The organism is Mycobacterium sp. NPDC048908, from assembly GCF_043197955.1.
In the GTDB taxonomy this organism is placed as follows: domain Bacteria; phylum Actinomycetota; class Actinomycetes; order Mycobacteriales; family Mycobacteriaceae; genus Mycobacterium.
This window is the reverse complement of the sequence record NZ_JBICUE010000001.1, coordinates 862,431-875,045: the sequence shown is the minus strand read 5'-3', so window position 1 is coordinate 875,045 and position 12,615 is coordinate 862,431. Positions and strand designations below refer to the sequence as shown.

Below are 12,615 nucleotides of genomic sequence, written 5' to 3'. Positions count from 1 at the left end.
TAGTCTGGGTTGGTGGCGCTGCTGCTCGGTCCCGTGCTCCGACATGTCGACGATACGACCGCGCTGGTATGGGTGCAGACCGATCGTGCCGCCACGGTCACGGTTCTCGGTTGCACCGCAACGACTTTTGAGGTCCAGGATCACCACTACGCGCTGGTCGAGGTGACCGGTCTCGCCGAGAACTCCACGACTGCGTACCATGTGGACATCGACGGCGAGCGGGTGTGGCCGCTCCCCGATTCGCCGTTTCCGCCCAGTGTGATCCGCACTCGCGGCGGGGACTCGGCACACCGGCTGAGCGTCGTCTTCGGCTCCTGCCGATATCCCAAGACTGGGGTGCCCGACATCGACGACGAATTCGGCGACGACGCACTCGACCGGTACGCCGACCGGATGGCCACGCAGCCGATCGATCAATGGCCCGACATGCTGATCCTGCTCGGCGACCAGGTGTACGCCGACGAACTCACGCCCGAGGCGCGCAGGCGCATCGCGGGCCGCCGACGCAGGCACGGAACACGGCCGCCCGAGGAGGTCGTCACGTTCGGCGAGTACGAGCAGCTTTACCGCCACTCGTGGAGTGACCCCGAGATTCGCTGGATCATGTCCACGATTCCCACCGCGATGATCTTCGACGACCACGACATCCGCGACGACTGGAACACGTCAGCGGCATGGCGGGCCGAAATCAACACGCAGCCCTGGTGGCGAGACCGGATCCGGGCCGGGTTGGCGTCGTACTGGGTGTACCAGCATCTGGGAAACCTCAGCCCACAGGAGTTGGCCGCCGATCAGGATTACCAGGGCCTGCGCGACATCGACGGCGACATCTGGTCGGCGCTGGTTGAGCTGGCCGACCGCGCGGACGCCGAGGTCGACGCGAACAAGGGTGTTCGGTTCAGCTACCGATGGGATCTGGGCCGCAGCCGGTTCATCATGATGGACAGCCGCAACGGCCGGATCCTCGACTCCGGGATGCGCATGATGATCGGCGAACGGGAGTTCGGTTGGCTCGAGGACCAGGCCGCCGACGGCATCGACGAAGTCGACCACCTCATCCTGGGCTCATCGGTGCCGTGGCTCCTTCCGCCCGTCCTCTCCGATCTGGAAACGTTGAACGAGATGGCTGCCGACCGCGGTGGGTGGCGCGGTAAGTTGGCCGAAAACCTCCGCCAGGCAGCAGATTTCGAGCACTGGGGGGCGTTCTTCAAGTCGTTTGTGCGCTTGACCGAGATGATCACCCGGGTGGCTACGCATTCGGGCGGCCCGACGACCGTCACCGTGCTCTCGGGGGACGTTCACCACAGCTACGTCGCCCGCGCTCGACTGCCTTCTTCGCGCCGCGGTTCGCCGACCGCGGCGGTCCATCAGCTTGTCTGCTCACCGGTACACAACAAGGTGCCCGGCTACGTCAAGCCAGCCTTCAAGATCGGATGGTCGCACCGGCTTGCGCCGGTGATGCGCCGGTGGGCACGGCGCCGAGGGGCGCCGGCGTTGCCGGTGACGTGGACCGATGTCTGCGGTCCGCTGTTCGGCAACACCATCGCGCTGCTGCAGATCTCCGGCCTCGATGCCGAAGTCGTCTTCGAGCAACCGACCGAATCGGGCGCCCTCGAAACCGTCAGCAGGGTGCCGCTGACCGCGCCTGACGCCGAGCGGGTGGGCCCGGTTCGCGCTAGGAGGTGACGCGCTCGATGTGGGCCAGAAAGTGTTCCAGCACCGCATCGGGCGCCTCGATCTGCGGCCAGTGCCCGATCGCGTCGTCGAGCATCACGACGTCGGGATCGGGGATGACCTCGAGATAGCGCTGCGCCATGTGCCTGCCCGAGTTCGGGTCGACGGGTCCGTCGATCAACCGCATCGGGACAGCCGTCTCCCGCATCGCCCGCACCCACCGATTGCGGTGCGCGTAGCGGTCGGTGACGAACCGGCCGACCTTGTGCAGCACACGCTTTCCGTCGTTGTACTCCAGCACTTCGTGGAACAGGTCGAGCATCCGCCGCGTCGGTTTGGTTTTCGGGCCGAACATCTCGTTGATCGTCGGCTCGATGATCCGCCTCGACAGCGGGCTGCCCTGCAGCGGACTCATGATGTCGCCCAACGGAGTTCGTGACATCAGCTTCTGCATCAACCGAGGGGTGTATGCCTCGTTGAACAGACCGCCGTTGAGCCAGGTGATCGACTCGATGTGCAACCCGCCGTAGACCTGTTCGCGAAACTGATGACGGGCCAACAGTTCTTGTCCGACGGAGTCGCCAAGGTCATGGGCCAGGATGTGCGCCGAACCGACACCCAGATGCGTCAACAGCGCCGCGTGCATGTCGGCGTGGTCGTGCACGGAGTACTCGTAAGCGACGGGTTTGGCGGAGAATCCCATGCCGAGCATGTCGGGGGCAACGACGGTGAAGCGCTCGGTCAGGCGATCCCACAGCGGCGCCCAGTCCCACGAATTGAACGGGTAGCCGTGGATGAGTACCAGGTGAGGCCCACTGCCTTCGACCCGGTAGAAAACGTCGAAACCCAGGTAGTCGAAGTGCTGCCCGCCGGACTTCCAGCGCTCGAGCTCAGCATCCATATCCGCGAGGCTCCTGTCTGGTCACGAGCAGACGCAAAAGTCCCCGACACGCCGCGCTTTCGGGCGAGTTACGTCTGCTCGCGGAGTGAGGGTTCGGGCTCTGAGGCGCGGGTACCGAGCGCCGCCACCCAACCGGTGATCTGGCGGGCGATGTTCGCATCGGTCAGGCCGATAGTGGCAAGCACTTCACCACGCGAGGCCTGGTCGAAGAACTCCTGCGGCAAGCCGAGGTCGCGGCACGGGACGTCGATCTCCGCACCCCGCAGCGCACCCGACACCGCCGAACCGATGCCGCCGGCGACGCCGTTGTCCTCGACGGTGACCACGAGCTTGTGCGAACGCGCCAACTCGCCGAGAGCCGCGGGCACCGGCAGCACCCAGCGCGGGTCGACGACCGTGACTCCGATGCCCTGGTTACGCAGCCGCTCGGCGACGGCCAACGCCATCGGGGCGAACGGGCCGATTGCGACGAGCAGCACGTCTTCCGACATGCCGTCGGCGGGCACGGCCAGCACGTCGATGCCGCCGCGCCGCTCGAGTGCCGGAATATCCTCGCCCACATCACCTTTCGGGAACCGAATGGCGGTCGGACCATCGTTGATGTCCAACGCCTCGCCGAGTTCCTCGCGTAGCCGGGCGCCGTCGCGCGGTGCCGCAACGCGCATGCCCGGCACGATGCCCAGCATGGACAAGTCCCACATGCCGTTGTGGCTGGCGCCGTCGGGTCCGGTGACGCCGGAGCGGTCCAGCACCATGGTCACCGGCAGCTTGTGCAGCGCGACGTCCATCATCACCTGATCGAACGCCCGGTTCAGGAACGTCGAATAGATGGCCACCACCGGGTGCATGCCGCCCATCGCCAGGCCCGCGGCCGACGTCATCGCGTGCTGCTCGGCGATGCCGACGTCGAAGAACCGGTCGGGGAACCGCTGCCGGAACGCAGTGAGGCCGGTCGGGCCCGGCATGGCGGCGGTGATCGCGACGACGTCACGCCGTCGCCCGGCGTAGCCGATCAGCGCATCGGAGAACGCCGACGTCCAGCCAGGCCCGGGCACCGAGGTGGCCAGACCCGTCTCCGGGTCGATCACGCCGCACGAGTGCATCTGGTCGGCTTCGTCGTTCTCCGCGGGCGGATAGCCCATGCCCTTGCGGGTGACGACGTGCACGATCACCGGCGCCTTGAAATTGCGGGCCTGGCGCAGCGCGGTCTCCACCGCGTGCTCGTCGTGGCCGTCGATGGGGCCGACGTACTTCAGGCCCAGGTCGGTGAACATCACCTGCGGCGACAATGCGTCCTTGATGCCCGCCTTCACGCTGTGCAGGCACTGGTAGCAGAGCTCACCGACGAGCGGTACACCGCGAAGTGCGCGCTTGCCCTCGTCGAGGACTTTTTCGTAGCCCGGTTGCAGCCGCAGTCCGGCCAGGTGTTCGGCGAAACCGCCGATGGTCGGTGCGTAGCTGCGGCCGTTGTCGTTGACGACGATCACGACCGGCCGCCGTGCGCCTGCGATGTTGTTCAGCGCCTCCCAGCACATGCCGCCGGTCAGCGCCCCGTCGCCCACGACGGCGACGACGTGCCGGTTACGGTGCCCCGACAGCTCGAACGCCTTGGCGAGACCGTCGGCGTAGGACAGCGCCGCGCTGGCGTGGCTGGACTCCACCCAGTCGTGCTCGCTCTCGCTGCGTGACGGATAGCCCGAGAGGCCGCCCTTCTTGCGCAGCGTGCCGAAGTCGTGGCTGCGGCCCGTCAGCATCTTGTGCACATAGGCCTGGTGGCCCGTGTCGAACAGGATGGGGTCGTGCGGGGAGTCGAACACGCGATGCAGGGCGAGCGTCAGCTCGACCACACCCAGATTGGGGCCGAGATGCCCGCCGGTTGCAGCGACCTTGTGGATCAGGAACTCGCGGATTTCCTGCGCCAGATCGCTCAGCTGCGACTGGGAGAGGTGCTGCAGATCAGCGGGACCGCGGATCTGTTCAAGCATTAGGCCAGTGTAGCCACGCGCCGGTGGCTCAGTCGTGCCGAGACTCGTAGATGTCGGGCACCCCGTCGTGATCCGCGTCCGCAGTTTCGGACAGGTGGATTCGACGGTAAGCCGCGTTGCGGCTCGACAACACCGCCGCAGCCAATACACCTGCGATAACGGATCCGACGAGCACCCCGATCTTGACGTCGATGCCGGCCGGGGTGCCGTGACCGAACGCAAGTTCACCGATCAACAACGAAACCGTGAAACCGATGCCTGCCAGCAGCGACACGCCGAATACGTCGCGCCATGCCAGGTCCTCGTCGAGGGCGGCATGGGTGAACTTGGCCAGCAGCCAGGTGGTGCCGAACACGCCGAGCGGCTTGCCGATGACCAGGCCGGCAATGACACCGAGCGCGGCGGGGTGTCCCAACGCGGCGCCAAGGCCCGACCATCCACCCACCGTCACCCCCGCGGCGAAGAAGGCGAACACCGGCACCGCAAGCCCCGCAGACAGGGGCCGCAGGAGGTGTTCGAAACTCTCCGCCGACGCGTGCCTGCCGAGCACAGGCACGGTGAAGCCGAGCAGCACGCCCGCCACGGTGGAGTGCACCCCGCTGGCATGCACCAGCGCCCAGGTGGCGACGGCCAACGGCACCAATAACCACCACCGCACGAACCCGCGCTGAACGGCCACCGCAAACAGCCCGGCCGGGATCAACGCCAGGGCCAACGGCACCGGTGCGAGGTGGTCGGTGTAGAAGCCCGCGATGACGATGATCGCCAGCAGATCGTCGACGACGGCCAGGGTCAGCAGAAAGGTACGCAGCGCGGTGGGCAGGTGTGTCGACAACACCGCGAGTACTGCGACCGCGAACGCGATGTCGGTGGCCGTCGGCACCGCCCAGCCGATCACATTCTCGCGATGGCCTGCGGCAAGGTTGATGACGACGAAGATCGCGGCGGGCACCACCATGCCACCGACGGCCGCCAGGATCGGCAGGGCCGCGCGCCGCGGATCGCGGAGATCGCCCGCGACGAACTCCCGCTTGAGTTCCAGCCCAACGACGAAGAAGAAGATCGCCAGCAGCCCGTCCGCCGCCCACGCTGAGACCGGCAGCTGCAGGTGTATCGACTGGGGGCCGACGGTGGAATCGGACAGCGTGTGGTAGAGGTGCGACCACGGCGAATTCGCCCATCCGACAGCCAGTCCCGCGGCGATCAACAACAGCACGCCGCCGACGGTTTCCTCCCGAAGAATCCCGGCGAACCGCTTGGCCTCCGACCATGAGCCGCGCGTCAGCAGGCGGTTGCGGGCCTTGTCGCGGCGATCGGTCATCGTGTGTGCTTTCTGGTCAGCGTCCATCGACTGCCGACCAGCCTTCCCGGCACACCTGCGGCTCAACGTAGCGCCCCGAAGGGCGGCGCGCACGTTTACCGTGAATCGTCATGATCATCGAACGGCAGAGCGTCATCGATGCGCCTGCCGACCAGGTCTGGGCGCGGGTGGTCACACCCGAGGGCATCAACGACGAAGTCCGCCCGTGGATGACCATGACGATGCCGCGCGCCGCCGTCGGGCTCACTGTGGACAATGTGCCGGTCGGCGTGCCGATCGGGCGGGCGTGGCTGCGGTTGTTCGGCGTCGCCCCGTTCGACTATGACCGGCTGACCATCGCGGAACTGCAGCCGGGACGCAGCTTCGACGAGCGCTCGACGATGATGAGTATGCGTGTGTGGCGGCACCAGCGCTCGGTCACGCCCGACGGAGGATCCAAAGCCGTTGTCCGCGACCGCATCACATTTCAGTTGCGGGCGCCGCTGCGCCCTGCGACCCCGATAGTGGCAGCGGCGCTGCGCGCGCTGTTCGGACACCGGCACCGACGGTTGCAGCGGCACTTCGCCCGAGGATAGCGACACGACAGTCGCGGCAATGGCCGGTAAAACCGCGGCGGCAGTGCAGAATCGAGGCCATGGCTGACATCAGCGGTTCGGCCCAACGGCCGCCGCTCGATCACATCTCGAAGGCCATCATCAGCGCGCTACAGCACGACGGGCGGCGCTCGTACTCGGCGATCGCCGAGGAGGTGGGCATCTCCGAGGGTGCGGTGCGCCAGCGGGTGCAGCGCCTGATGAGCACAGGTGTGATGCAGATCGTGGCCGTCACCGATCCGACGGAACTCGGCTTCGGCCGTGAGGCGATGATCGGCATCTGCTGCTCCGGCGACAGCATGCAAGTCGCCGAAAAGCTCACCAAAATCGATGCAATCGACTACGTCGTGATGACCGCAGGCAGATTCGATGTGGTGGTCGAGGTGGTGTGTGAGGATGACGGGCACTTGCTGGACATCCTCAATACGCAGATCCGCGCGCTGCCCGGGGTCTACCTCGCAGAAACCCTGGTCTACCTGAAAACGCTGAAGCAGCAATACAACTGGGGGACGCGTTAGGTCAGCAGGCCCAGTTCACGGGCCCGACGGACGGCGTCCCGGCGTTTGGAGACATCCAGCTTCGTCAGGATCGCCGAGACGTGATGGTCGACGGTCTTCACCGACAGATACAGTCGCTCAGCGAGTTCGGCGTTGGTCAGGCCGTCGTCGAGCAGGCGCAGCACTTCGGCCTGCCGCGTGGTCAACCCGGCGGGATTGGCAAGGGTCGTCCCACGCCGCCGGGCAGGCACCACCGAGACGCCCTTGGCCCGTAGCCCGCGGCGGATCTTCCCAGCCACCGCGTCGGCGCCAAGCCGATCCAGGATGTCCAATGCCCGCGCGGCCTGCGCAGGAACGCCGGAGTCGACGAGCGCCAGCGCGGCGTCATAGGGCATCGAACGGCGATGGAAGTCGTCGGCCGCGGCGTCGTACGCCCCGTCCAGAAGCAACCGATACGGTTCGGCGACGCCCACGACGTCGACGTCATCGCCCAACCGTCGCAGCCAGACCGCCAACTCGCCGCGCGACCACTCCAGGCCGGTCACCGGCCCGCCGGTCAGCAGCTCCCGGCACTCGTTGATGCGGTCATCGGATTCGCCTGTCAGCCAAACCAATTCGGCGATTGCGGACGCTACGGGCAACATGCGGATCGGTTCGGCGAACCGGCATGCCAGCGTCCACGCGTCATCGAGGCATGCGCCTGGCGCCCCGCTTTTACGCATGTCCACCACGGCGCGGATCAGCGACGGCCACGTCCGGGCCAGCGGCGCGCTGGGAAACTCCAACAAGCGGTCCGCGTCCGCCGCCGCGTCGTCCCAGTCGCCGACCATCAGCGCAAGCCTTGCGCGCGAACCCATCTGCCAGACGCGACAGATCGGAAGGTCATGCTCGTGCATGAGCGGGATGCTGACGTCGAGAAGATCGGCCGCCACGTCGAGCCTGCGCTGCTCGACGTCGAAGTAGGTGATGTTGCTCCACCCGCCGGAGTACAACTCGTCGATGTGTGTGGGTGCCGAGTTGAGGATGGCCATGATCGCGTCGCGTCCGGCCTGGTCGCCTGCGAGCACCGCACCGTAGTTCTCGATCAACCGGACGCGGATCGACAGATCGGAATTCCCCGTTTTCTCGGCGACCTCGCGCGCGCGGGCGATCAATGCCTTGGCCCGGTCCAGATCGGTCGCCTGCACCGCGAGGTAGCTCTGCATGGCGAACGCGTGCCCGAGTTGCACCAGTTGAGCGGTGTCGTCGGCGTCCGTATCGAGCACCGACATCGCTTGGGCGGCATGCCCTTCGGCCTGCCCGCGGTCGGCGTTGTACCACTGGTAGACGGCCAGCGAGTGATGGTTGGCGCTGACCGCGGCAGGCTGACCCAACTCCTGGCGGATCCGCATCGCGCGGTGGCAGGCGGTGATCGCGTCGGCCAACCGGTCTGTCAGGTAGTACTCCCAAGCAAGCTGTTCGAGCAACTCGGCTTCGGCCTGAGGCTGAAATGGGCCGCCCCGCTCGAGCGCGATCGTGAAGAACTCCGTCGACTGAGTGTGGGCGCCCGAGCGTGCCGCCGTGGCGCCCGCCTCCCCGGCATATCGTCGGATCCGGTCAATATCGCCTGCGCCGAGCGCGTGGTGGGTCAACACCGCGGCGTCGAGGTGACCGGTCGCCTCATACGCGTCGATCAACCGGCGATGGAGTCGCGGTTCGGCCCCTGCCGGGATCACGCTCCGGATCGCAAGTCGGCACAGGTCGTGCCGGAACGCGACGCCGCGCGAGCTTCTGCGGATCAGGCCCGCTTCGGTCAACGCCTGCGATGCGTGCAACGTGACGCCGAGGTCGGCCAGCAGGTAGTCGGGGATGACACCCGGCGAGCAGGTCAACAGGTTCAGCAGATCCCACGCCGAGGGATCGAGCCCGAAGGTGCGCGCCAGCACCGCGTCGCGCACGGTGGTCGGCAGGTCGTCGCCGTCGTGGTCGAGCATCTCGCACACGAAGAACGCGTTGCCACCCGTGACGCCATGCAGCCACGCCGGATCGACGCCGCGTTCGCCGACCAGCGATGCGACCGCGTGCAGTGACAGCGGCGGGATCGACAACGACTCGGCGCGCGGCGACCTGGCGACATCGCCGAGGAGTTCCCGCATGCGATGGTTCGCCCCCACCTCGTCGTCGCGAATGATGCCGACGATCAGGGAGCGGGTCTGCGAGATCCTGCGCAGTACGAACCGCAACAAGTCGATGGTGCCTTGGTCTGCCCATTGCAGATCGTCGAGCACGAGAACTGAAGGCGCAGTGCACAAGTCGTCATGAAGGGCGGCGAAGATGTCATAGGGCGCATCGCTGTGTTCGAGAAGCTCCCTGCTTGCCGGCGCCAGCCGGTGCGCCAGGTCGCGCAGGGGGCCAAGCGGCCGCGGTGTCGGCAGCGGATCGCATACCCCCCACAGCAGACGTTCGTCACGGACCCATTCGGCGACGAACGATTCGACGAATGACGTCTTGCCGGCACCCGACTCCCCGGTCACGATCAGCATCGCGCCGCGTCCCGCACGCGCGCTGTCAGCCCTTCCCCGCAACCTGCCGAGCTCGTCGCTGCGCTCGATGAGCTTCACGGTCATCGATGCTACGGGTTGACCAGCCTCTGAACAGCGAAAATGTCAGGCCCCGCAAAGATGGGTGACTTCTCCCCATGCCTGGGCCCCCGATGGGGCCGAGTGTTGTCTTCGCGCGGCGAACGGCCGCGGAACGTCCATCAGACAAGGAGACGACAATGAAGCGCTTTCTGATCGAGCGGGAGATCCCAGGAGCCAGCGAGCTGACCGAAGAGCAGTTGGCAGGCATCGCCGCGAAGTCCAACGACGTGGTGGCCTCCCTCGGCGTCCCGTATCGGTGGGTCACCAGCTACGTGGCCGGCGACAAGATCTACTGCGTCCACGAAGCCGACGACGAGGAAACGATTCGGGAGCACGCCCGGCGTGGCGGATTTCCGGCGAATTCGGTCACCGTGGTCGCCAATGAGTTCGGCCCGCACACGGCCGAACGGTTGGTCACCACGCACTGATTCACCTCGGTACCCGGCGTGGTCGGTCGGAGGCCGGCCACACATACGGCAGATCGTCAGGCACATCAGGGAAGACGGGCCGATAGTAGGCAGGGTCTTTGCGCAGCAGTGCCGATTGGTGGCTGCGATGGAAGCCCGGCTCACCCAGCCATGGCGGCAGTTCGCCGGCGTGCGCCAGCTCCGCCTGTTCGCGTGGCGCCGAGACTCCGGTGCCACGCGTCAGGTCGGTGATCAGCGTGGTCGCGCAGGTGTCGGCGTTGCCGAACGCACACCACACCGCACAGATGTCGAGCCCGTAGCGGACAAGCGCCTCTTCGTATCCGGCCCACATCGCCGCGGCGGGGTGATGGCGCCAGCCGTAGCCGGCCACAGTCAGGGCACGCACCACCTGAATGGTCTCCACCCGCTGCTTACCGAGCCGACGCTTGTCGAGCACCTTTGCCGTGGCGACGAATTCGGCGTACGGCAGGAACGTCTGCATCAGGCGGGCACGGGGTCAGTCTCCCGGTCCCAGGCGCGATGCTTCGCGAGTTCCGCGGCGAAGGCGTCCGCGAACTCGTCGGTGAGGTCGTCGGCGGCTGCCGCCGTCGACACGACACCGTTCGACACCACGACCTCGGTGTCGTCGGCGAGTTGCTCGGCGATGCCGAGCTTGCGCAGTAGGTCCACGCCGGAACCGAAGGCGCCGACGGCCTTGAGGTGCTTGTAGGCCTCGGTGATGAAGTGCTTTGCGTAGCCGTCGTTGGACAGCGTTTCAACCGACTCCGGACCGCAGGGCACCACCACCGCGTCGTAGAGCACCGACGCCATCGTGGTGATCGCCCGGTCGACGGCCACCTCTCCCCCGGACCCGCCTGCCAGCGTTCCGCCCGCGACCGGCGCCAGAACTTCCACGATCGCGCCCTGGCGCTCCAGTGCGCCCTTGAATCGCTCGACGCCGGTGGCGTCGACACCGGCAGCCGCCAGCACCGCGACCTTGCGGGTGGCGACGCTGTCGGTGGCAGCGTTCAGTTGTGACAACGCTGGAGATGCGGCCATCTTGTCGTCGACCGGTTCCTCGGCGGGTTCGGGCAACCCGAGCTTGCTCGCGACTCTGCTCGCCAGGTCGTGGTCGACGAGATTGAGCTGATCGACGACGCGGACCCGGATCTCCGGTGTCTCGACCTTGCCCAATTCGAACGCATACGCGGCGACGATGTGTTTGGCCTCGACCGCCGACATGCTCTTCCAGAACATCCTGGCCTGGCTGTAGTGGTCCTGGAAGCTCTTCGCGCGCTGGCGGATCTTGTGCCCGTCGACCTTCTCGGTGTAGTGCCGGAACACACCCTCGTCGGCCAGCGCGGGGCAGCCGCCGCCCAGCGTATTGGGGAAGTAACTGCTCCTGCCCCGCGGTATCGCGTGCTGGCCGTAGCCATCCTGCTGGTTGTTGCGGACATCGGCCAGCGGCCGGTTCACCGGCAGCTGCGCGAAGTTGGGGCCGCCAAGCCGGATCAGCTGCGTGTCCAGGTAGGAAAAGTTGCGGAATTGAAGCAGCGGGTCGTTGGTGAAGTCGATTCCGGGCACCACATTGGCGGTGTGGAACGCGACCTGCTCGGTTTCGGCGAAGAAGTTCTCCGGGTTGCGGTTGAGCACCATTTTGCCCACCGGACGGACCGGAACCTGTTCCTCGGGAATGAGTTTGGTGGCGTCAAGCAGATCGAACTCGAAGTTGAACTCGTCGCTTTCGGGCACCAGCTGCACACCGAGCTCCCACTCGGGGAACTCGCCCGTCTCGATGGCCTCCCACAGATCGCGCCGGTTGAAATCGGGATCCTTTCCGGCGACCTTCTGGCATTCGTCCCAAACAAGGGAATGCACACCGAGTTTCGGCTTCCAGTGAAACTTCACGAACGTGCCCTCGCCCTTGGCGTTGACGAGTCGGAAGGTGTGCACGCCGAAGCCCTGCATCATTCTGTAGCTGCGCGGCAGGGCGCGGTCCGACATCAGCCACATGATCGTGTGCAGCGTCTCCGGCTGCAGGGAAACGAAGTCCCACAGCGTGTCGTGGGCGGACTGTGCTTGCGGAATCTCGTTGTGCGGCTCCGGTTTGACCGCGTGTACGAAGTCGGGGAATTTGATGCCGTCCTGGATGAAGAACACCGGAAAGTTGTTGCCGACGAGGTCGTAGTTGCCCTGCTCGGTGTAGAACTTCGTGGCAAAGCCACGCACGTCGCGAACCGTGTCGGCCGATCCGCGCGAACCGGCGACCGTGGAGAACCTGACGAAGACGGGAGTTTGCTTGCCCGGGGTTGTCAGGAAGCTGGCGACGGTGTACTCGGCGAGCGAGTCGTCGTACGGTTCGAAGTAGCCGTAGGCACCCGCGCCGCGCGCATGAACGACGCGCTCAGGAATGCGCTCGTGATCGAAATGGGTCATCTTCTCCCGAGCGTGGAAGTCCTCCAACAGCGTGGGACCGCGTTCACCGACCGTCAGCGAGTCGTCGGTGTGATCGACCCGGACGCCCTGCTGGGTGGTCAGGTAGCCTGTCTCCCTGCTGACGCGCGAGCCGTCGAGTTGGTCTTGTTTAGCACTTTGCCCGTTGTCCACCATGTCGGG

Annotated in this window: 10 protein-coding genes; 4 read left to right on the top strand and 6 right to left on the bottom strand. The window is 66.4% G+C overall.

Features of this window, described 5'->3' with window-relative positions; translation table 11 throughout:
• Positions 1 to 12: 12 nt before the first annotated feature.
• On the top strand, positions 13 to 1,686 hold the full coding sequence (locus ACGFK1_RS04305) for an alkaline phosphatase D family protein (protein ID WP_393426028.1): 1,674 nt from the start codon (positions 13 to 15) through the stop codon (positions 1,684 to 1,686).
• Here ACGFK1_RS04305 and ACGFK1_RS04300 read toward each other — a convergent pair.
• From ACGFK1_RS04300 to nhaA, 3 genes are all read right to left on the bottom strand, one after another.
• Positions 1,676 to 2,575 (bottom strand): alpha/beta fold hydrolase, encoded by a 900-nt coding sequence (locus ACGFK1_RS04300; protein WP_393426025.1) that lies wholly within the window; start codon positions 2,573 to 2,575, stop codon positions 1,676 to 1,678. The two genes, ACGFK1_RS04305 and ACGFK1_RS04300, sit on opposite strands and share 11 nt — an antisense overlap.
• Before the next feature lie 68 nt (positions 2,576 to 2,643).
• Positions 2,644 to 4,560: a 1-deoxy-D-xylulose-5-phosphate synthase gene (dxs, locus tag ACGFK1_RS04295; RefSeq protein WP_393426022.1), complete on the bottom strand. Its 1,917-nt coding sequence runs from the start codon at positions 4,558 to 4,560 to the stop codon at positions 2,644 to 2,646.
• Positions 4,561 to 4,588: 28 nt separating this feature from the next.
• Positions 4,589 to 5,881 (bottom strand): Na+/H+ antiporter NhaA, encoded by a 1,293-nt coding sequence (nhaA, locus tag ACGFK1_RS04290; RefSeq protein ID WP_393426019.1) that lies wholly within the window; start codon positions 5,879 to 5,881, stop codon positions 4,589 to 4,591.
• Positions 5,882 to 5,991: 110 nt separating this feature from the next.
• On the opposite strand from nhaA, the gene ACGFK1_RS04285 reads away from it, so the two are divergent.
• Both ACGFK1_RS04285 and ACGFK1_RS04280 read left to right on the top strand, forming a co-directional pair.
• A complete protein-coding gene (locus tag ACGFK1_RS04285; protein WP_393426016.1) occupies positions 5,992 to 6,456 on the top strand; it encodes a hypothetical protein in 465 nt (154 codons plus the stop codon).
• 59 nt (positions 6,457 to 6,515) lie between these two features.
• A complete protein-coding gene (locus ACGFK1_RS04280) occupies positions 6,516 to 6,992 on the top strand; it encodes an Lrp/AsnC family transcriptional regulator (RefSeq protein WP_393426013.1) in 477 nt (158 codons plus the stop codon).
• Here the strand turns inward: ACGFK1_RS04280 and ACGFK1_RS04275 are convergent.
• Entirely contained in the window at positions 6,989 to 9,577 is a 2,589-nt protein-coding gene (locus ACGFK1_RS04275; RefSeq protein ID WP_393426010.1) for an ATP-binding protein, read from the bottom strand. The genes ACGFK1_RS04280 and ACGFK1_RS04275 overlap by 4 nt on opposite strands.
• Positions 9,578 to 9,729: 152 nt before the next feature.
• Between ACGFK1_RS04275 and ACGFK1_RS04270 the strand changes: the two genes are divergently transcribed.
• Entirely contained in the window at positions 9,730 to 10,020 is a 291-nt protein-coding gene (locus ACGFK1_RS04270; RefSeq protein WP_393426007.1) for a DUF4242 domain-containing protein, read from the top strand.
• Between the two features lies 1 nt (position 10,021).
• Here ACGFK1_RS04270 and ACGFK1_RS04265 read toward each other — a convergent pair whose 3' ends face one another.
• Together ACGFK1_RS04265 and ACGFK1_RS04260 are read right to left on the bottom strand one after the other, a co-directional pair.
• Positions 10,022 to 10,501, bottom strand: a complete 480-nt coding sequence (locus tag ACGFK1_RS04265; protein WP_393426004.1) for an MSMEG_6728 family protein — start codon at positions 10,499 to 10,501, stop codon at positions 10,022 to 10,024.
• A complete protein-coding gene (locus ACGFK1_RS04260; protein ID WP_393426001.1) occupies positions 10,501 to 12,609 on the bottom strand; it encodes a catalase in 2,109 nt (702 codons plus the stop codon). Before ACGFK1_RS04260 ends, ACGFK1_RS04265 begins: the two co-directional genes overlap by 1 nt.
• Between the last annotated feature and the right edge of the window lie 6 nt (positions 12,610 to 12,615).

Coding starts and splice junctions, on each gene's coding strand:
- ACGFK1_RS04260 (WP_393426001.1), bottom strand. CDS start 12,609: ATGGTGGACAACGGGCAAAGTGCTAAACAAGACCAACTCGACGGCTCG.
- ACGFK1_RS04275 (WP_393426010.1), bottom strand. CDS start 9,577: ATGACCGTGAAGCTCATCGAGCGCAGCGACGAGCTCGGCAGGTTGCGG.
- dxs (WP_393426022.1), bottom strand. CDS start 4,560: ATGCTTGAACAGATCCGCGGTCCCGCTGATCTGCAGCACCTCTCCCAG.
- ACGFK1_RS04280 (WP_393426013.1), top strand. CDS start 6,516: ATGGCTGACATCAGCGGTTCGGCCCAACGGCCGCCGCTCGATCACATC.
- nhaA (WP_393426019.1), bottom strand. CDS start 5,881: ATGACCGATCGCCGCGACAAGGCCCGCAACCGCCTGCTGACGCGCGGC.
- ACGFK1_RS04270 (WP_393426007.1), top strand. CDS start 9,730: ATGAAGCGCTTTCTGATCGAGCGGGAGATCCCAGGAGCCAGCGAGCTG.
- ACGFK1_RS04300 (WP_393426025.1), bottom strand. CDS start 2,575: ATGGATGCTGAGCTCGAGCGCTGGAAGTCCGGCGGGCAGCACTTCGAC.
- ACGFK1_RS04285 (WP_393426016.1), top strand. CDS start 5,992: ATGATCATCGAACGGCAGAGCGTCATCGATGCGCCTGCCGACCAGGTC.
- ACGFK1_RS04265 (WP_393426004.1), bottom strand. CDS start 10,501: ATGCAGACGTTCCTGCCGTACGCCGAATTCGTCGCCACGGCAAAGGTG.